This window comes from Paenibacillus sp. J22P169 (genome assembly GCF_059691995.1).
The window spans coordinates 157966-182859 of record NZ_JCAUAO010000001.1 but is presented as its reverse complement, the minus strand read 5'-3'; the positions used below and the strand labels follow the sequence as shown (position 1 = coordinate 182859).

At 46.7% G+C, this 24894-nt stretch carries 27 protein-coding genes; 4 read left to right on the top strand and 23 right to left on the bottom strand.

Annotated elements, in window-relative coordinates:
* Positions 1–9 precede the first annotated feature (9 nt).
* The 15 genes from ffh to AC58QG_RS00845 form a co-directional block, all read right to left on the bottom strand.
* Positions 10–1368: a signal recognition particle protein gene (ffh, locus tag AC58QG_RS00915; protein WP_171635759.1), complete on the bottom strand. Its 1359-nt coding sequence runs from the start codon at positions 1366–1368 to the stop codon at positions 10–12.
* 30 nt (positions 1369–1398) lie between these two features.
* Positions 1399–1749 (bottom strand): putative DNA-binding protein, encoded by a 351-nt coding sequence (locus tag AC58QG_RS00910; RefSeq protein ID WP_497359906.1) that lies wholly within the window; start codon positions 1747–1749, stop codon positions 1399–1401.
* A gap of 81 nt (positions 1750–1830) precedes the next feature.
* Positions 1831–2820 carry a signal recognition particle-docking protein FtsY gene (gene ftsY / locus AC58QG_RS00905; protein WP_497359904.1) on the bottom strand — a complete coding sequence of 330 codons (990 nt, stop codon included), beginning with the start codon at positions 2818–2820 and terminating at the stop codon, positions 1831–1833.
* Positions 2821–2852: 32 nt separating this feature from the next.
* Positions 2853–6428 (bottom strand): chromosome segregation protein SMC, encoded by a 3576-nt coding sequence (smc, locus tag AC58QG_RS00900; RefSeq protein WP_497359902.1) that lies wholly within the window; start codon positions 6426–6428, stop codon positions 2853–2855.
* Between the two features lie 93 nt (positions 6429–6521).
* On the bottom strand, positions 6522–7223 hold the full coding sequence (gene rnc, locus AC58QG_RS00895; protein ID WP_497359900.1) for a ribonuclease III: 702 nt from the start codon (positions 7221–7223) through the stop codon (positions 6522–6524).
* Positions 7224–7283: 60 nt separating this feature from the next.
* The gene (gene fabF, locus AC58QG_RS00890; RefSeq protein ID WP_497359898.1) at positions 7284–8519 is read right to left on the bottom strand and encodes a beta-ketoacyl-ACP synthase II; all 1236 of its coding nucleotides are present in this window, start codon (positions 8517–8519) and stop codon (positions 7284–7286) included.
* A gap of 89 nt (positions 8520–8608) precedes the next feature.
* A complete protein-coding gene (acpP, locus tag AC58QG_RS00885; protein ID WP_028558238.1) occupies positions 8609–8842 on the bottom strand; it encodes an acyl carrier protein in 234 nt (77 codons plus the stop codon).
* A gap of 85 nt (positions 8843–8927) precedes the next feature.
* The gene (gene fabG, locus AC58QG_RS00880; protein WP_310500344.1) at positions 8928–9668 is read right to left on the bottom strand and encodes a 3-oxoacyl-[acyl-carrier-protein] reductase; all 741 of its coding nucleotides are present in this window, start codon (positions 9666–9668) and stop codon (positions 8928–8930) included.
* Positions 9655–10605 (bottom strand): ACP S-malonyltransferase, encoded by a 951-nt coding sequence (gene fabD, locus AC58QG_RS00875; RefSeq protein ID WP_497359896.1) that lies wholly within the window; start codon positions 10603–10605, stop codon positions 9655–9657. Before fabD ends, fabG begins: the two co-directional genes overlap by 14 nt.
* Positions 10606–10675: 70 nt before the next feature.
* Positions 10676–11662, bottom strand: coding sequence for a beta-ketoacyl-ACP synthase III (locus tag AC58QG_RS00870; RefSeq protein ID WP_497286461.1), 987 nt, complete (start codon positions 11660–11662; stop codon positions 10676–10678).
* Positions 11659–12663, bottom strand: coding sequence for a phosphate acyltransferase PlsX (gene plsX / locus AC58QG_RS00865; RefSeq protein ID WP_497359894.1), 1005 nt, complete (start codon positions 12661–12663; stop codon positions 11659–11661). The genes AC58QG_RS00870 and plsX overlap by 4 nt, the downstream gene beginning before the upstream one ends.
* Positions 12647–13261: a transcription factor FapR gene (fapR, locus tag AC58QG_RS00860; protein WP_164483581.1), complete on the bottom strand. Its 615-nt coding sequence runs from the start codon at positions 13259–13261 to the stop codon at positions 12647–12649. The genes plsX and fapR overlap by 17 nt, the downstream gene beginning before the upstream one ends.
* A 118-nt stretch (positions 13262–13379) precedes the next feature.
* Positions 13380–13553: a 50S ribosomal protein L32 gene (gene rpmF, locus AC58QG_RS00855; RefSeq protein ID WP_056624823.1), complete on the bottom strand. Its 174-nt coding sequence runs from the start codon at positions 13551–13553 to the stop codon at positions 13380–13382.
* A gap of 37 nt (positions 13554–13590) precedes the next feature.
* On the bottom strand, positions 13591–14100 hold the full coding sequence (locus AC58QG_RS00850) for a YceD family protein (protein ID WP_497359892.1): 510 nt from the start codon (positions 14098–14100) through the stop codon (positions 13591–13593).
* Positions 14101–14187: 87 nt separating this feature from the next.
* Positions 14188–15309, bottom strand: a complete 1122-nt coding sequence (locus AC58QG_RS00845; protein ID WP_497359890.1) for a SepM family pheromone-processing serine protease — start codon at positions 15307–15309, stop codon at positions 14188–14190.
* A gap of 122 nt (positions 15310–15431) precedes the next feature.
* Here AC58QG_RS00845 and AC58QG_RS00840 point away from each other — a divergent pair, with 122 nt between their 5' ends.
* The gene (locus AC58QG_RS00840; RefSeq protein WP_497359888.1) at positions 15432–16703 is read left to right on the top strand and encodes a nucleoside recognition domain-containing protein; all 1272 of its coding nucleotides are present in this window, start codon (positions 15432–15434) and stop codon (positions 16701–16703) included.
* A 61-nt stretch (positions 16704–16764) separates the two neighbouring features.
* Here AC58QG_RS00840 and coaD read toward each other — a convergent pair whose 3' ends face one another.
* Positions 16765–17277: a pantetheine-phosphate adenylyltransferase gene (gene coaD / locus AC58QG_RS00835; RefSeq protein ID WP_414813329.1), complete on the bottom strand. Its 513-nt coding sequence runs from the start codon at positions 17275–17277 to the stop codon at positions 16765–16767.
* Positions 17278–17282: 5 nt separating this feature from the next.
* Entirely contained in the window at positions 17283–17858 is a 576-nt protein-coding gene (gene rsmD, locus AC58QG_RS00830; RefSeq protein WP_497359886.1) for a 16S rRNA (guanine(966)-N(2))-methyltransferase RsmD, read from the bottom strand.
* Between the two features lie 480 nt (positions 17859–18338).
* Between rsmD and AC58QG_RS00825 the strand changes: the two genes are divergently transcribed.
* Positions 18339–18509: a hypothetical protein gene (locus tag AC58QG_RS00825; protein WP_157257142.1), complete on the top strand. Its 171-nt coding sequence runs from the start codon at positions 18339–18341 to the stop codon at positions 18507–18509.
* A gap of 83 nt (positions 18510–18592) precedes the next feature.
* Here the strand turns inward: AC58QG_RS00825 and AC58QG_RS00820 are convergent, their stop codons facing one another.
* Positions 18593–18877 carry a hypothetical protein gene (locus AC58QG_RS00820; protein ID WP_497359884.1) on the bottom strand — a complete coding sequence of 95 codons (285 nt, stop codon included), beginning with the start codon at positions 18875–18877 and terminating at the stop codon, positions 18593–18595.
* 159 nt (positions 18878–19036) lie between these two features.
* Between AC58QG_RS00820 and AC58QG_RS00815 the strand changes: the two genes are divergently transcribed.
* Together AC58QG_RS00815 and AC58QG_RS00810 are read left to right on the top strand one after the other, a co-directional pair.
* The gene (locus tag AC58QG_RS00815) at positions 19037–19534 is read left to right on the top strand and encodes a GNAT family N-acetyltransferase (protein WP_497359882.1); all 498 of its coding nucleotides are present in this window, start codon (positions 19037–19039) and stop codon (positions 19532–19534) included.
* A gap of 132 nt (positions 19535–19666) precedes the next feature.
* Positions 19667–20740: a polysaccharide deacetylase family protein gene (locus AC58QG_RS00810; protein WP_497359880.1), complete on the top strand. Its 1074-nt coding sequence runs from the start codon at positions 19667–19669 to the stop codon at positions 20738–20740.
* Positions 20741–20816: 76 nt separating this feature from the next.
* On the opposite strand, the gene AC58QG_RS00805 is transcribed toward AC58QG_RS00810, so the two are convergent.
* The 5 genes from AC58QG_RS00805 to AC58QG_RS00785 form a co-directional block, all read right to left on the bottom strand.
* A complete protein-coding gene (locus AC58QG_RS00805) occupies positions 20817–21275 on the bottom strand; it encodes a Fur family transcriptional regulator (RefSeq protein WP_497359878.1) in 459 nt (152 codons plus the stop codon).
* A 129-nt stretch (positions 21276–21404) separates the two neighbouring features.
* On the bottom strand, positions 21405–22397 hold the full coding sequence (locus tag AC58QG_RS00800; RefSeq protein ID WP_497359876.1) for a CobW family GTP-binding protein: 993 nt from the start codon (positions 22395–22397) through the stop codon (positions 21405–21407).
* 42 nt (positions 22398–22439) lie between these two features.
* Positions 22440–22982, bottom strand: a complete 543-nt coding sequence (locus AC58QG_RS00795; RefSeq protein WP_497359874.1) for a hypothetical protein — start codon at positions 22980–22982, stop codon at positions 22440–22442.
* Positions 22983–22987: 5 nt separating this feature from the next.
* Positions 22988–24133 (bottom strand): metallophosphoesterase, encoded by a 1146-nt coding sequence (locus AC58QG_RS00790; protein ID WP_497359872.1) that lies wholly within the window; start codon positions 24131–24133, stop codon positions 22988–22990.
* A gap of 56 nt (positions 24134–24189) precedes the next feature.
* On the bottom strand, positions 24190–24870 hold the full coding sequence (locus tag AC58QG_RS00785; protein WP_497359870.1) for an SOS response-associated peptidase: 681 nt from the start codon (positions 24868–24870) through the stop codon (positions 24190–24192).
* Between the last annotated feature and the right edge of the window lie 24 nt (positions 24871–24894).

The following is a 24894-nucleotide window of genomic DNA, read 5'->3' as shown; positions in this document are numbered from 1 at the left end:
CACCATTATTTAAAAGGGAAATTTGAATCCCTTACCCAACTTTTTCATGCCTTTGGCACCTTTCGGTCCCATCATACCCGAGAATTGCTTCATCATTTTACGCATATCATCGAATTGCTTAATGAATCGATTGACTTCTTGAACCGTATTTCCGCTCCCCGCTGCAATCCGTTTGCGACGATTCGCATTCAGCAGTTCGGGTTTACGCTTCTCTTCGGTTGTCATGGACTTCACGATCGCTTCCACGCGAGCCATCTGTTTCTCGTCAACCTTCATATCTTTCATACCTTTAATCTTGTTCGCACCAGGCAGCATATCAAGAATTTGGTCAAGTGGCCCCATCTTCTTCACTTGCTCCATCTGCTCAATGAAGTCCTCGAAGGTGAATTCGGCGTTGCGCATCTTGCGCTCCATCTCTTTCGCCTTATCCATATCGATCCCAGCTTGCGCCTTCTCAATTAAGGAGAGCATATCGCCCATCCCGAGAATTCTTGATGCCATACGGTCAGGATAAAATGGCTCTAACGCATCCATTTTCTCACCGCTGGCTACGAACTTGATCGGACAACCTGTTACCGCCTTAACGGATAACGCAGCACCACCGCGCGTATCTCCATCTAGTTTGGTTAACACAACGCCTGATAATTCAAGCTGTTGATGGAAGCTTTCTGCAACATTGACAGCATCTTGCCCTGTCATCGCATCGACGACTAGTAAAATCTCATCTGGGCTCGTAGCTTCACGAACATTTTTGAGCTCGTCCATGAGGTTTTCATCAATGTGCAAGCGACCTGCCGTATCGATAATCACGTAATCATTGCCGTTATCCTTCGCGTGTTGAAGACCTGCTTTCGCAATCTCAACAGGATTCACTTTATCACCTAGGGAGAAAACCGGCACTTTCAGCTGTTCACCGAGTACTTCCAACTGCTTAATCGCCGCGGGGCGATAAATATCACAGGCAACAAGAAGCGGTCTGTGATTCTGTTTCAATAACATTTTAGCTAATTTGCCTGAGGTCGTCGTTTTACCTGCCCCTTGCAAACCCGCCATCATAATAACCGTCGGTGGTCGATTCGAACGCGCAAGCTTGCTTTGCGTTCCACCCATCAGAGCTGTAAGCTCTTTGTTCACGATATCAATAACGACCATGCCTGGCGTGAAAGATTTCAGAACTTCTTGCCCGATTGCTTGCTCTTTCACCTTTGCAATAAAGTCTTTCACAACTTTAAAGTTAACGTCCGCTTCAAGCAGTGCCAATCGTACTTCGCGAAGCGCTTCGCCTACATCTTCTTCCGTCAGCTTACCTTTGCTTCTCAGCTTGCCGAACACATTCTGCAATCGGTTTGCTAATCCTTCAAATGCCATGCGCTTCACCTCCTGCTTCTAAACTAAGGTTCAATCCATACCTACTATTGTATCAAAAAGCTCAGTCACTTTCCTCTTTAGTCCCGGATCACAGTCATTCAATCCAACAACTAAGTCTTGACGCAGCTTCATGCGTTGTTCGTGCTTATGTAGCAGCTTTAACTTACTCTCATAATCCTGCAGTGTTAGCTCAGCACGTTTGATATGCTCATACACGGCTTGGCGACTAATCGCGAAGTTCTCAGCTATCTCCCCGAGGGAGTAATCATCATGGAAATACAGTTCAAGGAATGTTCGCTGCTTATCGGTCAACAATGGTTCATAGAAATCAAACAGCAAGTTAATGCGATTCGTTTTCTCCAACATAGGATCGACAGTCATAATCTACCTCCGTAAAGGTTGCACACTTGACAGCAGCACAACAGAACTTATCATACTGAATTCCAAGATGATTGTCAAGCATTATACCTTGTCAGCTTGATCGCCTATCCATTTGCCAAATAACGCATGGACAAACTGCTCGGAATCGAACGGCTGCAGATCATCCATTTTCTCACCAAGGCCTACAAATTTAACCGGTAGAGAGAGCTCTTGACGGATCGCCACGACGATTCCGCCCTTGGCTGTACCGTCCAATTTGGATAATACTAAGCCCGTAAGGCCTGTTTTATCACCAAAAAGCTTGGCTTGGCTGAGTGCATTTTGTCCTGTAGTTGCATCTAAAACGAGAATAACCTCATGGGGTGCGTCCGGAACTTCGCGTTGGATTACACGATAGATCTTGTTAAGCTCCTCCATCAAGTTCACTTTATTCTGTAATCGGCCCGCTGTATCGCATAAAAGAATATCTACGCCACGCGTTTTGGCCGCCTGCACAGCATCATACATGACCGCGGCAGGATCAGCGCCGGATTGTTGTTTAATCACATCTACACCAACGCGCTCTCCCCAAGTTTCTAGCTGCTCAATGGCACCAGCACGGAATGTATCGCCAGCTGCCATCAGCACCTTTTTGCCTTGAGATTTGAACATGTGGGCCATTTTACCGATCGTTGTCGTCTTGCCTACGCCGTTCACACCAACGAACAAGATAACTGTTAAGCCATTGGGATTCAGGTTGAGCCCCGCGCCCGCATCGCCTTTCAGCAATTCAATTAATTTCTCTGAAAGGATCGGCTGAAGCTCGGATGGATCTTCGATTTTGCGTTTTTTAACCTCAGCACGAAGATCATCAATCAATTTCAGAACCGTATTCACGCCTACGTCTGCGCCAATTAGGATTTCTTCTAATTCTTCGTAGAAATCTTCATCAATTTTCTTACGACGGCTGAATAAATCATCCACACGGTTCACGAACGCATCACGCGTTTTCGTCAAACCTTCCTTAAATTTATTCGTTACCGCTTCGGCTTTACCCGAAATACTGTCTTTCAATCGCTTAAAAAAACTCATAGTTCCTCCTATATAACTCCTTTGATTTCACACTATGATGCTGTCATCGTCGCTTCCTCATCCTCTAAACGAACAGAAACAAGCTTCGAAACGCCGCCTTCTTGCATCGTAACACCATACAGCACGTCGGCCTCTTCCATTGTTCCTTTACGGTGCGTTACCACAATAAACTGTGTCATTTCTGAGAACTCACGCAAATACTCAGCAAATCGAGATACGTTTGCCTCATCTAAGGCGGCTTCTACCTCATCTAGTACGCAGAATGGCACTGGTTTCACGCGAATAATGGAGAACAACAAGGCGATCGCAGTCAACGCACGTTCACCACCGGAAAGCAATTGAAGATTTTGCAGCTTTTTGCCTGGCGGCTGTGCCACAATCTCAATGCCCGTGTCGAGCATGTTCTCAGGCTCGGACAGAATTAAATCTGCGCGACCACCGCCGAACAGCTTAGCAAAGACGACCCCAAAATGGGAGCGAATCGCGTCGAACGTTGTTTTAAAGCGCTTGGACATTTCTTGATCCATCTCACGAATAACCTGATACAAGGTTGTCTTCGCTTCGATCAAATCATCCTTTTGCGAGCTCAAGAACTCGAAGCGTTCCGATACGCGCGCATATTCCTCAATTGCCCCTAGGTTCACGTCACCTAGCGAAGCAATCTCACGTTTAAGCTCACGTACTTTGCTTTGTGTGCCTTGAATATCCTCAGGCACTGGGTAGCGCATTTTCGCCAGTTCATAGCTAAGCTCATATTCTTCAGCAAGCTTTTTGAGCAGATTCTCTAGCTCCACATCTAGTCGTGTTACGCGAACCTCGGTTTGGTGAAGACTTTCTTCCACTTGTTTCAACTGAATACGCTGCGTTCTTGTCTCATTTTCACCGTGTTCGAGCTTCTGCAACCAGTCTGTACGCTCTGCACGTTTGAAATCTATACTTTCGGAGCATTGCTGCTTCTTAAGCTTCAAATCGTTTAACAGCTCGATCTGCTGGACAGTTTCTTGCTCAAGTGTTGCCATATCGCTCTCTAATTGCGTTAATAGACCGCGGTTGACTTCAATCTCACGTTCCACTTCACTTAGATCCTGCTGTAAGCGTCTTTGTTGATCTTGAAGGGATTGCTTCTCTTGTGAAGTGGATGCTACCTTCACCTTCAAATCCGTCAATTGGCTTTGCAGCTCTTCTTTCTCGGATTCGCTTGCTTTTCGAGAACTCTCTGCATCACGAATCGCTTGTTGCAGAGAGGCTTCCTCTTCTTGCAACTGAGCGAGTGCGGCTTCGCTTTCGACTTTTTTACGGCTAAATTCAGTTCGTTCTTCCAGCAGCGCTCCTCTGTCTTGGCTATCCAGCGTTAGCTGCTCTTCTACTGTACGGCTTTCGGATTCTAACGGGTTCAATTCCGCCCGAATTTGTTGCTCTGTAATCCGCTGCTGTTCACCTAGTTGTCGTAGCTGTTCAACCTTTAGCATTTCATCGGTAATATCTCGCTTCAAGGAACTGGATTGGCTGCGCAAACCACTGAGCTGTCCCTCGGATGTTGCAATTTCAGCATCAAGCTCTTCGATTTGACGTTGACGGCCTAACAAATTCGTCGACTTCTTCTGCAAGCTTCCACCCGTCATCGAACCGCCCGGATTGACAACGTCCCCTTCTAATGTCACAACACGGTAACGATACTGCGCTTTCGCTGCGATGTGGTTGGCATCTTCTAGACTCTCTGCTACAACTACATTTCCTAGTAGACTGGAGAATATATTCGTATACGTCGAATCGAAAGAGACGAGGTCAACCGCAATCCCGACAAAGCCCTTTGAGGATTTCAACGTCTGACTCTCATGCTCAGAAATCGAACGTCCGCGAATGACATTCATCGGCAGGAAAGTAGCCCGTCCCATTTGGCGACGCTTCAAGAAAGCAATCGCTTCACGGCCATCCGCTTCTGTCTCTACGATAATATTTTGCAGCGCACCACCTAGTGCTGTTTCTATCGCTACTTCCACATTGGCAGGCACTTTGACAAGCTCGGCCACTGCCCCTCGAATTCCGCGCAAATCTTTGCGAGATTTCGCTTTAAGCACTTCCTTAACACCTTGCTGGAAGCCGTCGTAATCATTCGCCATTTCTTTCATCGTATCGCGGCGGGAAATTAACGCATCGAGCTTTTGCTCCCATTTCCGGACCATCGCTTGGGCTTCATCCAGCAGCCCTTGCTTACTCTTCAACGCTTGTGTTAATTGAACATATTCTTGTCTAGCTCTCTCAATATCTTTAACCGTTTCTTCCAACTTGGCTGAAAGCTCTTGTTTGCGTCGCAAAATACTCTCACGTTGATCCGCCCACTTCTGACGCTCTTCATCAAGTCTGTCCAATCGACGTCCGATGCTTTCGATTTGCTGCTCAGCGTATCGAATTTCATTACGTGACTGTGCCATACGGTTGAGGGTTTCCAGCAATTCACCCTTCAGCTGATCCTCAGGCGAAGAGCTGATGCCCCCGCTTACCCCTTGTAAGCGTTGTTCTTCCGCAGTTAGCTTGGCTTGGAATTCGAATAATTGCGCGCCAATTTGAATAATTCTATCGCGCTGTTCGCTCAATTCCGCTTCTTTATCTAATTTACGCTGCTCCTGCATCGCAATGGACGTACCTAGCTGCTGATGGTTCGTCACATAGTTCTTTTTCCGTTCCTTCAGAACCTCACCGTGACCCTCGCATTTCTCGAATTCTTCACTTAGACCAAGCAAGCTTTCCTGCAGAGTTTCTAGTTCCTCTTCCAGCCTGCGTGTTTCCCAACGATGCTTCTCCAAATGCGCATCATGCTGGTTTACGATCGTTGACAGCTCTGTTTGCTCTTTCGTCAACTTCTCTAGCAACTGCGTAGCGTCATTCCATGCCACATAGATTTGATCAATCTGATGCACATACATAGAAATTTCGCTGCTCTTGAGCGTTTCCTTCAGCTCTTTAAACCGAATAGCCTTCTCGGCCTGATCACGCAGCGGTTCAACTTGATCTTCAAGCTCAGAAACTAAATCGTGAATCCGCAGCAAGTTCTGCTCGGTATCATTCAATTTCTTCTCCGCTTCGCGCTTACGCGATTTATATTTAACAATCCCCGAAGCCTCTTCAAAGATACCTCGGCGATCTTCCGATTTCGTACTTAGAATTTCTTCAATACGACCTTGTCCAATAATGGAATACGCTTCTTTCCCGATCCCCGTGTCCATGAACAATTCCGTGATATCCTTCAACCGACAAGGCTGTTTGTTGATCAGATATTCACTATCGCCATTGCGATGTACTCTTCGTGTCACTGTAACTTCATGAAAGTCCAGCGGAAGTGACTGCGATGAGTTATCTAATGTTAACGAGACTTCACCGTAATTCACAGCACGACGTGCATCACTACCAGCGAAAATGACATCTTCCATTTTACCGCCACGCAAGGACTTCGCGCTTTGTTCCCCTAACACCCAACGGATCCCGTCCGAGATATTGCTCTTCCCACTCCCGTTAGGACCTACAACCGCGGTAATGCCTCGCACAAATTCGAGTTCCGTCCGGTCCGCGAATGATTTAAACCCGGATAATTCGATCCGTTTCAAAAACATGGTCTCACCTCAAAAATTATTGTAACATATCGCCTATGAAAATAAGAGAAAAATACAAAAAAGGCAGCAGGAGCTGCCTCTTCTGGTTTTCCACTATCGTTGTACGGTTACGTTTAACTTGGACAGTGCGCCAGCAGCAGCCTGCTGTTCCGCCTCTTTCTTAGAACGACCAGCACCAGTCCCCAGAAGCTCGCTATCCATGAGCACTTCAGCAACGAACTCTCGCTCGTGTGCTGGCCCCCGTTCATTCACAATCCGGTATTCCAAGGAACCCATATTGTGATGCTGGGTATGCTCTTGCAATTGCGTCTTGTAGTCAATCACAAGCAGCTTGCCTTCACTGGAAATATTGGCGAATACATGCTTCTGAAGAAACGCTTTAACGGTATCCAAGCCTTGATCTAGATATAAAGCGCCAACAAAGGATTCAAACACATCTGCCAACAAGGCTGGCCGTGATCGTCCTCCTGTTAACTCTTCGCCTTTACCTAGTAAGACAAAGGCACCGAAATCCAAATCTTCGGCAAATGTCACGAGCGAGGGCTCGCAGACAATCGATGCCCTTAGCTTCGTCAATTCACCTTCTGAACGCCCAGGATAAGATTCATATAAAAATTCCGAAACTGTTAGTTCAAGTACGGCATCTCCAAGAAACTCAAGTCGTTCGTTATCTTTATGTCCAGCGATACGGTGTTCATTCACATAAGATGAATGTGTGAAAGCTTGCTTCAGCAGCTCCGACTTACGAAATGAGACACCTATCTGCTTCTGTAAATCCTTAATATCACGGTTCACGCCTTACTTCACCACCCGGAGAGAATGATATTCCGTTATCTTTCGTCGCAGGAAGGTAAATTATGCTTCAAACTTTTTCATGATGATCGTGGCATTATGACCACCGAACCCGAAGGAGTTCGACATCGCAATACCAACGTTCGCTTCGCGCGCTGTGTTTGGTACATAATCCAAATCGCACTCAGGATCTTGATTGTCCAAGTTGATCGTTGGGGCAATAAGGCTATTCGCGATTGTTAATCCACAAATTACTGCTTCGACACCGCCAGCTGCGCCAAGCAAATGACCAGTCATGGATTTCGTCGAACTAACAGCAACCTTATACGCATGCTCGCCTAGCGCCTTCTTGATTGCCAACGTTTCGGACTTATCTCCAACAGGAGTCGATGTACCATGAGCGTTAATGTACGAAATCGCATCCGGTGCAATACCTGCATCCTTAATCGCTTTCACCATACAACGTGCAGCGCCATCTGGGTCTGGATCTGTCATGTGATACGCATCGCCACTCATACCATAGCCGATAACCTCAGCATAGATACGTGCGCCACGCTTCTGAGCATGCTCCAGTGACTCCAGAATGAGTACGCCAGCACCTTCACCCATAACAAAGCCATCACGACCTATATCAAATGGACGGCTTGCCAAATGCGGCTCTTCATTGCGAGTCGACATTGCGCGCAACGCGCAGAAGCCAGCTACACCAATCGGCGTAATCGTCGCTTCAGCACCACCGCAGATCATTACGTCAGCATCACCACGTTGAATCATTTTGAAAGAGTCACCAATGGAATGCGTGCCTGTTGCACAAGCTGTTACAGCTGTGGAGTTCGGCCCTTTCGCCCCTGTGACCATCGATACATGACCAGACGCCATGTTCGCAATCATCATCGGAATAAAGAAAGGTGAAACCCGTTTAGGACCTTTCTCCAGCAAAATGCGATGTTGCTCTTCCCACGTGTTCAACCCGCCAATGCCTGACCCTACGGAAACTCCTACACGCTCAGGATCCGTATCTTCCTTCACGTTCAAATTCGCGTCCTTAAGCGCATTTAAAGCGCCTGCAACTGCGAATTGAACGAAACGGTCCATCCGGCGAGATTCTTTACGATCCACATATTCTTCAATGTTGAAATCCTTGATTTCAGCCGCAATCCGCGTTGGGTATTCGCTTACATCAAAATTCTCGATCAAACCTACGCCGGATTTACCAGCAGTCAGGTTCCCCCAGAATGTTTCTAAATCTTGACCAAGGGCAGTAACTACGCCCATACCTGTAATTACAACTCTGTTCATTTGTACCACCTTCTATGTAGTCATTCATTTTTTGTTATTGAGAATGGAGAGAAGTCCCGTCTTTATTAGAAACGGGACTCTGTAGACTATTACGTATGAGATTTTATGTAATTCGTAACTTCTCCTACTGTCGTAATCTTCTCAGCATCTTCATCTGAAATTTCTAAATCGAATTCATCTTCTAATTCCATTACTAATTCAACTACATCGAGAGAATCAGCACCTAGGTCTTCTTTGAAAGATGCTTCGAGGGTGACTTCAGCTTCATCAACCCCTAGACGATCGACTACAATTCGTTTAACACGATCCAATACGTCGGACATCCGGTTCACCTCCTCATTTGGTATTATACGAGAATCTTTAACAGATTGCCAGTAGACAATTTTGCGATTCTCATTTTGGAGAAACTTACATGTACATTCCGCCGTCTACATGGAGCGTTTGCCCTGTCATGTAGGAGGCATCGTCAGAAGCCAAGAAGCGAACTACCTTCGCAATTTCCTCTGGCTGCCCAAGGCGCTCCAGCGGAATTTGCTTCAGCATGTGTTCACGCATCTCAGCAGACAATTTGTCTGTCATATCGGTTTCAATAAAGCCTGGCGCAACGGCGTTCACAGTAATGCCACGCGAGGATAGCTCTCTCGCAGTCGCCTTCGTTAAGCCGATTACACCTGCTTTTGCTGCTACATAGTTAGCTTGACCCGGGTTACCGAGCACGCCAACTACAGAAGATATATTGATAATTCGACCGAAGCGCTGCTTCATCATCGGACGTGTGACCGCTTTGACACAGTTGAACACACCTTTGAGATTCGTAGCGATCACTTGATCGAATTCTTCTTCTTTCATTCGCATGATTAAATTGTCTCTTGTTATGCCCGCATTATTCACGAGAATATCAATTTTACCAAAAACTTCTAGCGTTTGCTTCACAAGATCGTCAGATTCTTGATAGCTGCTTACGTCTGCACGCAATTTAATCGCTTTGCGGCCCATCGCTTCAATTGCAGCTACAACCTCACTGGCAGCGGCTTCACTCCCAGCGTAGTTCACAACCACATCAGCACCGTGTTCTGCCAAATGCAAAGCAATCGCACGACCAATCCCACGCGAAGCTCCTGTGACTAGCGCCACTTTACCCGTTAACATGATTGTGCACCTCCTGCATGTACTTGTCCAGCGCTTCCAGGCTGCCAATCGATACGGTTTTCACCGTTTTGTCGACTTTTTTGATCAAGCCGGCAAGCACGGTTCCCGAGCCCAGCTCGATGAACGTATCCACGCCTTGACTGATCAGGTACGTGATCGTGTCTTCCCACAGCACAGGGGAATACACCTGCTCCACCAGCAAGCCGCGAATATCGCTCGGCTGGGTCACAGGACGCGCTGTTACGTTGGCGACAACGGGTACAGCAGCATCGCTCATCTCGATGGACGCGAGCACCTCTGCGAGGCGCTCCGAGGCTGGCTTCATGAGGGACGAGTGAAACGGTCCGCTCACTTCAAGCGGGATGGCACGCTTCGCGCCAGCTTCCTTGCAGCGCTCGACAACCGCTGCAACGCCTTCCTTACTGCCCGACACGACAATCTGTCCCGGGCAGTTAACATTGGCGAGCTCCACGACGGAGCCGCCGCTTGTGACAGCCGCGCAAAGCTCCGCCAGCGCTCCGCGCTCGGCTCCCAGCACGGCTGCCATGGCACCCAGGCCGCCTGGGACGGCCTGCTCCATGAACTCGCCGCGTGCGCGCACCGTGCGGACTGCGTCTTCGAACGCGAGCACGCCGGCTGCGACGAGCGCGCTGTACTCGCCAAGACTATGTCCTGCGACATAGTCCGGCGTGATGCCAGCAGCCTTGAACGCCTCCAGACAAGCGATGCTTGTCGTGAGCAGCGCGGGCTGCGTGTGGTACGTGATCTTCAGTTGGTCCTCAGGACCTTGGAAGATCAGATCAGACAAAGAAAATCCTAGCGCTTTATTCGCGCGGTCGAAATAGTCCTTGGCAGCTGGCAACGCGTTGTATAGGTCTTGTCCCATACCAACGGATTGAGAGCCTTGGCCCGGAAATACAAATGCTATTTTACCCATACGAGAAAAGGATCCCCTTCCACGATTTATTCAGTCATTTTCACACATTAAAATAAGTTCATCTAGCTGCTTACCAAACTAAAGCTGTCGCACCCCAAGTGAGTCCGCCGCCAAAGCCAACTAAGATAAGTCGATCACCTTCATTTAATCTGCCTTGCTCGGAAGCTTCTGCTAATGCAACCGGAATGGAGGCAGCCGACATGTTACCGTACTTGTCCAAGTTAATCATACATTTGTCTTCCGACAATTCCAAGCGATTCAGTGAGGATTGAATAATTCGCATGTTAGCTTGGTGAGGGACTAGCAGATCGATATCTGTTTTCTCCCAACCCGCTTTACGAAGAGCTTCATCCGCAGCATTCCCCATAATGCGAACTGCAAACTTGAAGACCTCAGCGCCCGCCATATAGATGTAATGCAAACGCTGATCTAACGAGTTCTGTGATGCTGGATTACGGGACCCGCCGCCTTCAATCTTCAGTAGAGGACCGCCAGTACCGTCAGCGCCTAATTCAAAAGATTTGAAGCCTCGTTCTTCAGGCACTTCACCAATCACAACAGCTCCCGCGCCGTCTCCAAATAAGATGCAGGTATTGCGGTCTGTGTAATCGGTAATTTTGGACAAACAATCTGCTCCAATGACAAGCGCGTATTTATATGTACCTGTGGCAATGAAATTAGCAGCATTCGCTAGTCCATAGACAAAGCCTGAACAAGCTGCTGACAAGTCGAACGCTGCGGCTTTCTTAGCACCCAGTTTCTCTTGAAGAATACATGCTGTAGATGGGAATGACATATCTGGTGTAATGGTCGCAACAATAATTAAATCGAGTTGATCGGCCGTGATCCCTGCATTCGACAGAGCAACCAAAGAAGCTTCATAGCACAGATCAGACGTAGCTTGTCCTTCTGCCGCAATTCTTCTCTCACGTATGCCTGTCCGGGATACGATCCACTCATCGTTCGTTTCAACCATTGTTTCTAGTTCTTGATTCGTTAAAATACGCTCTGGTACATATTTACCCGTTCCGAGTACCCCAACTGGTATTAAGTTCATGTTGTTATATCTCGCTTCCCGCGGCTAATTTCGGCAGATATGGTGCCAACCAAATCATTTTGTAACGCAATTCTTGCTTGTCGAACGGCATTCTTAATGGCATTTGCATCGGATGAACCATGACTTTTGAGTACTAAACCATCAATACCTAGAAATGGCGCCGCTCCATGCTCATTATAGTCCAGCTTCTTGCGGAATTGCGTCAACCCTGGCTTCAACACGGCTGCCGCAAGCTTCGAGAAGATGGATTTCGTGAATTCTTCTTTTAATGCTGAGAATATGGCGGACGCTGCGCCCTCCAGTGATTTCAACATAATATTTCCAGCAAAGCCGTCGCAGACGATCACATCGCATTTAGCGCGAAGCACCTGTGAAGACTCTACATTGCCAACAAAATGAATTGGAGCTTGTTCCATTAAAGGATATGCTGTTTTGGTTAATTCATTCCCTTTGGTCGATTCCGTCCCTACATTCAACAAACCTACGCGAGGCTTGACCACACCGTGTACTTTGGAACGATAAATGCTGCCCATAATCGCATATTGGATCAATTGTTCAGGCGTTGCATCCATGTTCGCTCCTAAGTCTAAGGCAAGCACACCATGGCCATCCATGGTTGGAATCATAGGTGCTAATGCTGGACGTTCAATTCCCGGAATTCTTCCTACTATGAGCAATCCAGTCGTCATCAGTGCCCCTGTGTTGCCTGCTGAAATCATGGCCTCGGCTTCTTTCTCCCGAACCAGTCTTCCTGCTACAACCATGGAAGCGTCTTTCTTGCGACGAACTGCTTTAACTGGCTCATCCTCGGCTTCAATGACTTCTTCCGCATGATGGATCGTTAGGTTATCCGGCCTCTCTGTGAGGTGAGCTTCTATCGCGGCACTGTTACCGACTAGAATGATATGTACGTCCTTCCACTCTTTGGCCGCTGCGAGAGCACCCTCAACTACGATCTTAGGCGCATGATCTCCACCCATTGCATCAATCGCGATCCGCATGGAGCTTGTCCTCCCTATCTAGATGTTGCTCTTTCTTCGAATGAAAGATGACAAAGTTGCCTCGAAACACCGTCTCTTCACCCACATAAGTGAACACCTCTACGCGTGCTTTCCCTTTGGAAACAGATCGCACATAAGCTTTGGCGACACACTTCTCTCCCAGCTTCACTGATCGTACAAATCGGATATCAGCCGAAGCTGTTAAAGCAATCGGATCGTCGATGACAGCAACAGCCAACGAGTTGGCTTGTGAGAAAATGTGATGACCTCTGGCAATTTTGGTTCTGGAAAAAATATGGTCTTCTTTAATTTCAAAAATCGAAATACCGCTCTGATCCAACTGTAAGTCTATGACTTCCCCAATGACTTCATCAATCGGAAGTGAACGCACAGGATCATACGTTTTGACGGCCATATGCTTCATGCGTTCCCGCAGTTCAGGAATACCGAGCTCTAATCGATCCAAGCGGACAGTTTGGATACTAACCCCAAACGTTCGCATCAATTCCTCATCCGTCATAAAGGGGTTCGCTTCAATGGCTTGCAACAGCTGCTGCTGCCTTTGTCGTTTAGGAAGGCGTTCGATGGTAAGCACCACCTTATCTCGTGAGATCTCATCTTATTACCAGATACTAAACTGTAGTATATTAAATTTAGAACCAAAAAGAAAGCAAAAAAAATAGCACCTCACCTAGGATGAAGTACTATGTCGAATCTTATGCTTTTACGATCTCTCTGCTTTTGTAAGTTCCGCAAGACTTGCACACGTGATGTGCTAGCTTCAGTTCTGCACATTGTTCACATTTCACCATGCCTGGAACTTCCAATTTGAAGTGAGTACGGCGCTTGTCGCGACGAGTTTTGGACGTTCTTCTTTGAGGTACTGCCATATTCAAAACACCTCCTTATACGAATTTCGGCGTTGCCTTATTCTTTGTTAAAAAAGTCCGCGAGACCTGCAAGTCTAGGATCAATCTTATCCTGCTTACAGCCGCAATTCCTTGCATTGCGATTTTCTCCGCACACGGGACACAGACCTTTGCACGCTTCGTCACAAAGTGGTATGTACGGTAAACCAACCACTACATTCTCTACAACGTAAGGCTCCAAATCTACTTTATCCCCAACCACCAGATGAATATCCTCGTCAAGCTCTGGATCTTCTTCTTCCGGCTTTTGCATAAAAACTTCCTTGAAAGGAAGCTTAATTGTTTGGTTCGTGTGCGTTAAGCATCGGGAACAGCTTAACTCCAAGTCTAGCGTTAACGTACCGTTAACTTTAACTACTCCTTCTTCATACTTTGCATGAAGATTTGCATGAACAGGTCCATGGTTAAGAATGTCTTGACGACCCTCAAAAGGTTCTGTCAAATTCATAACTTCACTCATTGGCACCGATTGCCCTTGCAGAGATAGCTCTCTAAATCGAATTTGCATGATATCACCCCAAACAAACAAAGATTATTATATCCATTATGCATACCTTTTGTCAATTTAAATTAAATTACTTTTACTAGATATGACTTATTTCGGAGGCAATGCTGCTAGATATTTTAAGGCTTCTTCCATCGTTCCAATTTCTACGATTTTCATCTTCGTATTAATTTGCTTCGCTCTTTTGACTGCATCTGAATAGTTCTCGATTTTGGTTCCGTCTTTATAGGTCATATTCTTGGGCGCAAAGAAAATGTCCGCTTTCTCCCGATCCGCAGCTATAATCTTGTGTTGAATACCGCCAATCGGTCCTACGGTGCCATCTGCTTCTATCGTTCCCGTCCCTGCTATACGATAACCTTTCGTAATATCCTCGGGTACAAGCTGATTGAATATCTCCAAAGAAAACATGAGGCCAGCTGAAGGTCCGCCAATATCACCAGCCTTAATCGACACTTGCTGATCTTCTTGATCGGCTTTCACCGACTGCATTCCCGCTGGTACCACACCAATGCCTGACCGCGGCGCCGTCTCTCCTTCTTGAAGCGGCAGCGCTCCTAGCGTCAATGTCGTCTGGAATTCAGTCTTCTTCCTTGCATACGTAATTGAGATGGTGTCTCCTGCTTTTTTGCCTGCTAGTGAGTCTAGTAAATCTTGCGCTACTTTGATCTCTTTGTCCCCTGCCTTCAAAAGCACATCACCCGGCTTAAGTACCTTCTCCCCAGACAAACCCGGGACGGTTTGCAGAACCATAACACCCTCATGATCAATGTGAAATGGGACTTTAGCCTCGGTGTAAGCGGCTTGAATGGCACTAGCTTGTGAGGTTAACATGACATATTCCTGACGCTGTGAATACTCTTGTTCGGACTCTCCCTGTTTGAGCACTGCCTTCTTCGGCTGAATTTCCTCATACGGATGAACGAGTCCTACTAAATAGTTCACCACATTAGCATCAGCTACGCGCACGGTTGTGAGCATGAGCGTCCCTTTTTCTGTGCCCGTGCTTTTGGTAATGGACACCATAGGTTTGATTTCTTCCGCGGTACCTGGCATAAAAACAAAAAAGGGCAGCCTCACAAAAAACAGCAAATATACAATGATAATACCTACTAGTGCAGATATTAAGTAACGTCTCGTTGCCGAGCTTCTCGGATATCGATATGAATCATTCGACCACGTACGTATCGTGCTCTCTTCTTCCTTATCCATACAGGTTCCCCTTTCCTGTTGCTTTCACTTGATGTTTGACCTAACTCGTCACGATGAAAGCTTGGTCTAATCGCCTGTCTTCTTGCGTACAATGAAGCATGTTCGATGGACGAGGTGATGCTATGCCTAATGCAAGATTCCATGCCAAACTCACAACACTGGTGCTGGGAGCTTTGGCTGGACTGGTCGTTATATCTGTCATTCTATTTCCTGACAAAGCTTTTCAGTCTTCTCTCGAAGGGCTGACTATTTGGTGGAAGCTTGTCTTTCCTGCGTTAATGCCTTTCCTTATTATGACCGAGCTCCTGATCGGCTTCGGTGTCATTCAAGGGACAGGCGTGCTTCTAGAACCGCTGATGCGCGTTATTTTCCGCCTACCTGGTGTTAGCGGTTGGGCACTGGCATCAGGCTTTGTTGTAGGATTTCCAGCAGGAGCTAGAATTACTGCATCATTGCGCGAAAAAAACCTTCTTACACGAACAGAGACAGAGCGTTTAACTGCCCTCACGCATTTGTGCAGTCCATTATTCCTTATCATGGTTATCGGGATTGGATTCCTTCACAACGCCAAGTTAGGTATCCTACTTGCCATTATTCACTACATTTCCGCTATCGCAACAGGATTCTTGATGCGACATAACAAGCAAGCTATTTCCCCTCACGAAATGAAAACGCTCGTAACTAAACAGAAAGAAGTCGGTTCTATTTGGAAATCAGCCCTATTGGCTATGCGCCAAGCTTATTGGGAAGATGGACGTGCTTTCGGTAAGCTGCTCGGAGATGCAGTAACCTCCGCTGTACAAACACTGATGTTGATTGGCGGTTACATGATGATATTTTCCGTGCTTATTAACGTCATCTCTATCACACATTTTGCCGATATGCTTCGTCCTCTCACGCAATTCCTTCTTGGCTTTATGGGTATCTTCACGGATACAACACCGCAATGGATCAAAGGAGTGATGGAAATCCATCTTGGTTCCTATGCTTTAAGCCAAGCTAAGGATCTCCCGCTTCTGCCGCAAATGGCACTCCTTAGTACGTTTCTCGGCTGGGGAGGCTTATCAGCTCACGCACAGGTTGCTGGCTTTCATCAGAAAACCGATGCCCGCTATACGTTTTTCTTACAATCCCGCGCTCTGCATGCCGTACTCGCTCTATTCACAACAATCCTGCTATGGAAACCATTGCAGCTGCTCCTATTAGATGCAGAGCCAAGCTTTCTCCGCTTAGACTTAGCAACTAACTCGGCCGCCGCGGCACCCTTTCCCTTGAACGGCGAAACGGCATGGGGCCTATGGGGACCAATGCTAACGCAATTCCTTTTCATTTTTACCATCATGCTACTCATTTCAATAGGCTTGCGCCTCTTTCAAAGGAAAACGGTGAATTAATCAAATCAAACCTTGCCAAACTAATCCAAACCTTAAACCTGAATTCCTTTCGATCTAGATTTTAGGTCTGAGGGAATTTTTTGCGTAACTCCTCTTCCACTTCTGCCGGCACCAGATCCTCCACAGGTCCATGGAATTTGGCAATCTCCTTCACGATGCTTGAACTCAAATAGGAAAACTGTGGCTTCGATGTCATAAAGAACGTTTCCACATCTGGATTTAGCTTGTGATTAGTCGATGCCATTTGCAATTCATATTCAAAATCCGAAACGGCCCGAAGTCCACGAACGATAAGCCTGACATTACGAGCTTTCATATAGTTCACCATCAAGTCCCGGAATCCGTCAATCTCCACATTAGGAAGATCTGCCGTTACTTTTCGAAGCAATTCCATTCGTTCTTCCAGCGTGAATAACGCATTCTTGGACGTGTTGTTCAGCACTGCTACAATTAACTTATCAAATACTTTCGCTGCTCTATGTATAATATCAAGATGTCCATAAGTAACCGGGTCAAAGCTACCAGGATATACCGCAACTGTAATACCATGTTCTTGCCTCATCATGCTGTTCATCTCCTTCAATTGCTGACTTCTATGGATGCTACGTCGCGTTTAAAAATGGTAACAGCCGTATCTCCATAGTCTGCTCTACGTAACTGCTTAAATCCACCTATGGTTTCTTGCAATATATCCTTGGCATCGTGCTCGACAACAATTGTAGCGTCAGCCTCCACTATGGACTGTTCCTCCATCGTCGTCATCAGCTCTGTGATCCCTTTCATCCGGTAGGGAGGATCTAAAAATACAAGTTGGAACTTCTCCGCCCGCTTCGCCAGTACTTTCAATGCTCTCGCCGCATCCGTACGGTAAATCTCCACTTGATCTTTCACTTTGGCGACTTCTACATTGTGCCCAATCGTGTCGATGCTTTTCTTCTCGATATCAATAAATACCGCCTTATCCATACCACGGCTCAGCGCTTCAATTCCTAGCCCGCCCGTGCCGGCGAACAGATCAAGCACCTGCCCACCGTCAAAATAAGGTCCGATCATACTGAAGATCGCTTCCTTCACTTTATCTGTTGTTGGTCGTGTGCTTGTACCGGGTACAGCCTTTAACGACCTGCCTTTGGCCGTGCCTGAAATCACTCTCATCTGTCCGTTTCCCTTTCATGCTGGTTCATTCTTTTGCTATCGTACCACAAGCACTAATCTGACACAAAAATTTTATCCATACGATGTATAAATTTACCGTAAATCGGTCATGCTTGAACTATCGACATCAGAGAATGTCGTAGACAACCGCGGAGAAGGCTTACGTTTCCCCATAAGCTCTTCATCCGGTTTCTCCTCTCCCATGAGGCGGCTGCGCAAGCAGTCGCCGTTATTATTTTATAGGACATTTTTCTAACCCCTTAGTGTGACCCGTTCTATTTATATATAACTATCGTCTTACCCCCTTATATAAATGGGGTTATTTTTGTTTTAAAAAGACTCTACAGGAACTAACTTGGCAATCACTTTTCATTTCAACTCGAATCTTGATCCACTCTTCCATTTTATGCTATAATCGAAACAAGAACATACATTCCCTATATTTTACATTCATCCTACAGTCAGAAAAGAAGGTCAGCCATGAAAGATCAACCTGTATTTGAGAATCTGCGTGACAAGTATGCCGATGAAGACCGCGCTAAGCTTGTTATGCTCCAGTTGCGAACATTAATGGGCCAGAAACAGAAGAAGAAATGGTACCAGAAATGGAAAACACCGACGAAGACGAAACCGACGAATTGGAATGATTAGATTGTCCCTATCGGCGTATCGCATCTGCCAATAAAATAGAGGCTCCCCTTCGTAGATGGTCTACGCGGAGAGCCTCTTCATTTTTAACGGTTTCTTTTGCGTGTATAGTATAAGACCCCTACGTAATGCGCCCCTGTAAACAGAGTCAGTATCCCGAAGAATAATAAGAATCCGCCGTTCCGATCACGGAAAAACAATTGCACAACGAACAATGCAAGGGAGATTTCACTCCAGAGAAGCGTTCTTTTCTTGAGATGTGTCAAATCTGCTGTCGATTTGCTTATTTTGCGAAGATTCATGTAAGTCAGGCCAGCGAGTACGATGACACCAATGACGATCACGAGAATATAACTTAAATTGTCCGACATGTGACTGTGACTCCCCCTAATTCTAGTAGATATTATATCTAAGATACATGGATTGGAACGGAATGTCTATTTGAAAATGTCATTTGTAAGCAGGTATCTCACTATGACCGTGGAACATATATTGCAAATTGTCTTTTAACTAAGCGAGGTGCCTACATCATGTCTACCCTAACATTTAAACCATTAGAGTCGCCCGACATTCCCTTTCTCATGGAAATTTACAATCATTTCGTTCTTCACACAACCTATTCTTTCCATACGGAGCCTGTTGCTCTACCCGAGTTCACGGAAAGTGTCATTCACGGCAACCCGCGATATCAGACCTATGTAATTATGCAAAATGAGAAGCCACAAGGCTATGTTCAGGTGATGCCCCATAAGAAAAAGCAAGCTTATGATACGACCGGTGAAGTGACAATCTATCTTCATCCTGAGTATGTCGGAAAAGGTGTAGGCTCTGCCTCCATTCAATATATAGAAACCTTCGCGAAAGAGCGCGGCTTCCACTCGTTAATTGCGACGGTTTGTGCGGAGAATTCGGCTAGCATCCACATGTTTACCCGAAATGGCTACCAGCAATGTGCACACTATCGTGAGGTAGGGTTCAAGTGGGGTCAATTTCTAGATATCGTTACGTTTCAGAAAATCATTTCATAAGCAGTTTCACGTATTAGGTAGCCATCTTACGAGACCTTCTCTGAGATTGTCCGTTTCCGTTATTTGCACTGGATAACATCGCTCCCCCTAACAAAACCTAGAGCATAGTCATAATGCTCGGAGGGGATTGCCATGACCAAGCGGCTTTGGTCCTTTAGCATCGTTTGCCTGCTTGTAACCAGCTGCGGTGTGCCTTATTCAAAGCCTTTTCAAGATCAGAGCTTAGCCCAACATGCCTCTCCAGATGTCACCCAGACATCCACGGAGGCTAGCAGGGACTTAGCGGAGTACCCATTTGTTACAGATACTGCAAATTCAAAGAAGCGAATTAGCATGTTGCCACCCACGAGCAAGCCCTCTGCTTCTGCGATGCCATCAGCAGTACCTTCTCGAGCACCAAGCCATACACTGACACCGAGTTCCACCTTAGCGCCAAGCTTGAAGCCTAAGATCAGCTCGAAAAAGCCAGTGACACAACCTGAAGCTTCCAAGAGACCTTCTGTACCCGTTCAAAAAAATCAGGGTCAAATCCGAATTTCTCAGAAAAAGCTTACACTCTCGCAGCTCGTTGTTAAGTACCCAGAAACATTCAAGCTCCGCGGCTCAAGTCAAGAGAAAAAAGTCGCGTTAACCTTTGACGATGGACCCGATACACGTTTTACGCCTAAAGTGCTAGATGCCTTGAAAGCGAATCAAGTGAAGGCAACCTTTTTCGTACTTGGTTCTATGGCTACTACTCATCCCGACATCATCAAGCGAATCGTGAATGAAGGTCATGTCATTGGCAATCACTCGTACAGTCACGAGAATTTACCGAAGCTCTCTGTGGATAAATTTCAAAGCCAAATTGAGCGTACAGAAACTGTTTTGCAAGGACTCATTGGCTACTCTCCTAGGTTAATCCGCCCTCCTTACGGTGCGATTAATGAGGAGCAAGTTAAATGGATCGCTGATCATCACTATTTAATTGTGAACTGGAATGTCGACTCCCTCGATTGGAAGTCATTGAGTTCCGACCAAGTCCTTCACAATATCATACAGCAGACGAAGCCTGGCTCCATTATTCTTCAGCATTCTGGAGGGGCTGATAGCCAGGATTTATCAGGGACGGTACAAGCTATCGGACCGTTAATTAGTAAACTCAAGGCGGCAGGCTACACGTTCGTCACGGTTCCTGAACTGCTCCACGTCACTAAAAGCAGATAGCTCCATGCCAAAAAAGCAGCCTCGCTGGGTTGATTCCCGCGGGACTGCTTTTTTCCATGCTGCATGTAATAACAATCTACTCGCCCACCTGAGCGGCAGGCATCGTTGATTTGCAATCTGCACAATAACCAAATATTTCAAACCGATGGCTTTGAATCTCAAAGCTTTCCGGCAAATCCTGCACAAGTTTCATTGGACAGAACTCAAACGTTACAGTCTTCTCACAGCTGACGCAAATCATGTGATGATGATGGTGTGACAAGCAGCTCGCTTTGAACTTCAAGCCATCCGCCAAATGAAATTGCTCCAGAACACCCATCTCGCTCAACAATCGGAGATTACGATACACAGTATCGAAGCTTACACCTGGATATTTCATTTTCATATGTTCATAAACATCCTTCGGCGATAAGTAACTACCCGATTCTGCAAATAAGGTCGCTAAGCTTCTGCGCTGTTCCGTAATTCGCCAGCCTTTCTGCGACATCGCTCTTAGCATCTCATCGATCGTATCCGTATGCGTACTCACGTGCATTACCCCTCTGTGTTGAAATCTTCTCCTATTATAGTGCAGCAAATGGGTCACTTGCGTCAAGTGTAGAACAATGACGAACTCTGTCCTACGAAAAAATCCTCAACAAGTGTTGAGGATTTCGATTTCCTGCTAGTTGTTTTCTCCGGAATCGGACATCGCTTCTAACTTCAGCAATTCTGTGCGAATCACATCTTTGGCGAAGTTCTCTCCGATGAAGACGGCTACGTCAGGTACATCGCCTTTTGGCGTTATTTTCACAAAATCCATTTCTCTGTACGCGTATTGGAATAAGAACCGGCTCGATGTATCCGAGAAGCTTAGAATTCCTTTGGCACGATATACTTCCTGAGGGAGTTTGCTTACGAATTCTTCAAACGCGTTGCTATCTACGGCCCGTTCAAAAAAGTGCGTATACGCCATCACATGGTTATGTGAATGGTGATGCTCATGGTTATGCGGCTGCGCCTCGTCGTTCGTTTCTACCTGCACAGGCGCCCTGCCAGAACCTTCTTTGTGAATGTCTTCAATCAGTTTGATATCAATCTGACTAAACACGGTATAATGCAATTCCGCATACGGATTCCATTCCCGTACAAGATCATTTACTTCTTGAAGCGCTGATTCCTGCAGCAGGTCCGTCTTGTTGAGCAGGAGCAAGTTGGCACAACGAATTTGATCCCGCATGAGCCGGTAGGTTTTTCCGCGACTTGTGCGGTTCAACTCTAGCAGCTGCGGTGCATCCACAACCGTGATTATCGCTGAAAGCTCTATCGGAAGTAGAAGCGAAGCATCCGTTACCTCATCAATAATCTCCATGGGATTCGCAATCCCCGTCGATTCGACAAAAATCAAATCCGGCTGCTCCCCCGTCACTAATTCATTCAATGCTGTGGCGAGATCACCACGACTAGAACAGCAAATGCATCCGCCTAGCAGTTCAGACATGGGTACCTCGTTGGCTATTAATTGTCCATCCAAATTCACTTCGCCAATTTCATTCATAATCACGGCAGGCTTGCGTCCCGCTTCAGTGAAATAATCGATCGCCTTGGTGAGTAAGGTCGTTTTGCCACTCCCCAGGAATCCAGATAAAACATATACGTGCACTCGTTTGTTTGACATTCGTGCTGTCCCCCTCCGTCTTCAGGCCAATTACGCCCATTACTACTCTGTCTTCACTTCAAATTTCGTAGCTAAAATGGGCCATTTCCCAACGATTCCAGCTAAAAACGGGAACAGTCTCGTCCATAATAAACTTGTGCCTGGATCCACTGGCTTCAAGGGAAGCTCGATCCGCTCGTAAAAGATTCTCGCTCCCTCCCGGACAAGCTCAAGCGCCAAATCATCGGGTTCTGCCTCAGCTACAGCAGCCAAACGCGGGAGGTAGTACTGCGTAATCGATTCTGATAAACGATGCTCCGCCAAATTGTCGGAAGCCATCACTTGGCCCATCCCTATGCTAACTAGACGTGCTGTTTCCTCTTCAAAAGCATGGGGAATGCAGTAGATTTCCAGCGCCAATGCAGCTAGGTAGGCCTCTCTGACCAACTCATCCTCCTTAGCCATCGTTAACACCGGAGGAGACAAGTATGCTAATACAGCCGGTTGTAAGGTGTCCCAGCTATTTTCTATGCTTTTCATGGTAAGCTGCATCATCGCTGCCGCCAGCTCCACTGGGGTAATTTGCTTCTTCTCTAACTCTTGCATAGGTGTTAATCCTCTTCTCTATCGTTACTTGTAAAATGGATGATCAGTTCAATGATTTCGGATTGGCTGCCTAATCGTATCGGCGGCCCCCATGTGCCAAATCCTGAAGATACTATCGCATGGAGGTTCCCTTTACGCAAATAGCCCCAATCTAGTTCAAAGATCCGCCTGGTGAACAGATGATTCGGCGCTATTTGACCACGATGTGTATGACCTGACAGATTCACATCGACGCCTGCTGCCGCTGCGATGTCTAACTGGTACGGTTGATGGTCCATGACAATAATCGGCTGCGCTAGATCTATCTCCTCCATCAAGGAGACTAACGGTTTGCGTCCTCCAGCGGAATGTTCCGCTGATTTATCTTTACGCCCCACGAGATATAAGCGTTCTTGGATATGAACGACTTCATCCATCAGCACGCGAATGCCGATTTGTTCCATTTGTTCCACGAAGGCTGGAATATGTCCACCATAGTATTCATGGTTGCCAAGCACGGCATAAATGCCTAACGGAGCCTTCAGTTCTCGCATGGTTTGTCCCATTTGATATCGAATAAAAGGTTTAATATCATCATCAATGACATCGCCAGGCAGCAGAATCAAATCAGGCTTCATCGCCTTCACATGCTTGACCAGCTTGCGCAAATGCCGATTGCCGACGACTGCACCCAAATGAATGTCCGAGGCAATTGCGACCCGAAGCTGTTCCCAATCTCCTGCTCGCTTGGGAATCGTAATCTCATGCTTGCGTACAACCGGAGTTCGCGCTAGATAAGAACCTAATATGAGTAGAACAAGTACAATCACTACATCGATCCACCCCAGAATAGGCACATAAGTCGCTGAAGAAACCGATGCTGCATAAAGCACACCTATTGCGATATCAGTGACTGGCAGTACGAGAATGCCGAATTGAATGAGAGCTAACCAGTAGGAACCGATGATGTTAAGCAGCCGCGTTATCGTTGGAGGCAGCATCCGTGTTCCAAATCGTCCTATTATGTAGGACAAAGCAATGAGCCAAAATACAGGCCAATACAACCCTGGATGAAATGAATCACCAAGTAGATGCGATAGAAAAACCTTGAGGTGCCAGCCTATATAGCCGTTGATCGACATTACAATAGCGAGTATAAGCGTGATCCTCATTACCATACCATTTCTCATGTTTCTTGACGCTCCTATTCTCTATTACCCTCTACCTTTTAAATCAAAAGACTTATCGGCTCTATGCATAGCTCGTCATCATTCCGCACATTCCCCACGCGATTAGATACCGGATACGCCATCATCAACTCTGAAGGATAGGGTTGCAGCAATGGACGAAGCTGATCCACATTCTTCACACCCCGATCTAACCAAGCAGCTTCCTTCTCCCGTGGCAAAATGACAGGCATTCGCTCATGAATATCCTTCATCATCTCGTTGGATTCCGTCGTAATGACCGTACACGTAGAGATGCGGATGCCGTCCGGAGACGTCCATGTGTCGTACAGCCCCGCCATGCTGAATAGCTCCTTGCTGCGCAGCATAATGCGCATCGGCTGCTTATGCTTGCCCGCTCCTTTCCAGTCATAGAAAGAATCGGCTGGGATGAGGCAACGCTTACGCTCAAAGGGCTTGCGGAAGGCAGGCTTGTCCGCCAGGGTTTCAGAGCGCGCATTGAGCATTTGATAGCCAATCTTCTCTTCTTTGGCCCATTCTGGAATGAGTCCCCAGCGCAGCTCACCTAGCTTATTTCGCTGCCCATCATGGACGATCGCCATCACCTGCTGTCCAGGCGCGACATTATATTTGGGGCTATATCTCGGCATAAAAGTATCGTAAATATCGTAACGCAGCATCAATTCCTCTAACGTTACAGTGATCGTGTAGCGTCCGCACATAGGTAAACATCCTTCTCCTTCACA

Coding starts and splice junctions, on each gene's coding strand:
- ffh (WP_171635759.1), bottom strand. CDS start 1,368: ATGGCATTTGAAGGATTAGCAAACCGATTGCAGAATGTGTTCGGCAAG.
- AC58QG_RS00910 (WP_497359906.1), bottom strand. CDS start 1,749: ATGACTGTCGATCCTATGTTGGAGAAAACGAATCGCATTAACTTGCTG.
- ftsY (WP_497359904.1), bottom strand. CDS start 2,820: ATGAGTTTTTTTAAGCGATTGAAAGACAGTATTTCGGGTAAAGCCGAA.
- smc (WP_497359902.1), bottom strand. CDS start 6,428: ATGTTTTTGAAACGGATCGAATTATCCGGGTTTAAATCATTCGCGGAC.
- fabF (WP_497359898.1), bottom strand. CDS start 8,519: ATGAACAGAGTTGTAATTACAGGTATGGGCGTAGTTACTGCCCTTGGT.
- acpP (WP_028558238.1), bottom strand. CDS start 8,842: ATGTCCGACGTATTGGATCGTGTTAAACGAATTGTAGTCGATCGTCTA.
- fabG (WP_310500344.1), bottom strand. CDS start 9,668: ATGTTAACGGGTAAAGTGGCGCTAGTCACAGGAGCTTCGCGTGGGATT.
- fabD (WP_497359896.1), bottom strand. CDS start 10,605: ATGGGTAAAATAGCATTTGTATTTCCGGGCCAAGGCTCTCAATCCGTT.
- AC58QG_RS00870 (WP_497286461.1), bottom strand. CDS start 11,662: ATGAACTTAATACCAGTTGGGGTACTCGGAACGGGTAAATATGTACCA.
- plsX (WP_497359894.1), bottom strand. CDS start 12,663: ATGCGGATCGCGATTGATGCAATGGGTGGAGATCATGCGCCTAAGATC.
- rpmF (WP_056624823.1), bottom strand. CDS start 13,553: ATGGCAGTACCTCAAAGAAGAACGTCCAAAACTCGTCGCGACAAGCGC.
- AC58QG_RS00850 (WP_497359892.1), bottom strand. CDS start 14,100: ATGCAAATTCGATTTAGAGAGCTATCTCTGCAAGGGCAATCGGTGCCA.
- AC58QG_RS00845 (WP_497359890.1), bottom strand. CDS start 15,309: ATGGATAAGGAAGAAGAGAGCACGATACGTACGTGGTCGAATGATTCA.
- AC58QG_RS00840 (WP_497359888.1), top strand. CDS start 15,432: ATGCCTAATGCAAGATTCCATGCCAAACTCACAACACTGGTGCTGGGA.
- coaD (WP_414813329.1), bottom strand. CDS start 17,277: ATGAACAGCATGATGAGGCAAGAACATGGTATTACAGTTGCGGTATAT.
- rsmD (WP_497359886.1), bottom strand. CDS start 17,858: ATGAGAGTGATTTCAGGCACGGCCAAAGGCAGGTCGTTAAAGGCTGTA.
- AC58QG_RS00825 (WP_157257142.1), top strand. CDS start 18,339: ATGAAAGATCAACCTGTATTTGAGAATCTGCGTGACAAGTATGCCGAT.
- AC58QG_RS00820 (WP_497359884.1), bottom strand. CDS start 18,877: ATGTCGGACAATTTAAGTTATATTCTCGTGATCGTCATTGGTGTCATC.
- AC58QG_RS00815 (WP_497359882.1), top strand. CDS start 19,037: ATGTCTACCCTAACATTTAAACCATTAGAGTCGCCCGACATTCCCTTT.
- AC58QG_RS00810 (WP_497359880.1), top strand. CDS start 19,667: ATGACCAAGCGGCTTTGGTCCTTTAGCATCGTTTGCCTGCTTGTAACC.
- AC58QG_RS00805 (WP_497359878.1), bottom strand. CDS start 21,275: ATGCACGTGAGTACGCATACGGATACGATCGATGAGATGCTAAGAGCG.
- AC58QG_RS00800 (WP_497359876.1), bottom strand. CDS start 22,397: ATGTCAAACAAACGAGTGCACGTATATGTTTTATCTGGATTCCTGGGG.
- AC58QG_RS00795 (WP_497359874.1), bottom strand. CDS start 22,982: ATGCAAGAGTTAGAGAAGAAGCAAATTACCCCAGTGGAGCTGGCGGCA.
- AC58QG_RS00790 (WP_497359872.1), bottom strand. CDS start 24,133: ATGAGGATCACGCTTATACTCGCTATTGTAATGTCGATCAACGGCTAT.
- AC58QG_RS00785 (WP_497359870.1), bottom strand. CDS start 24,870: ATGTGCGGACGCTACACGATCACTGTAACGTTAGAGGAATTGATGCTG.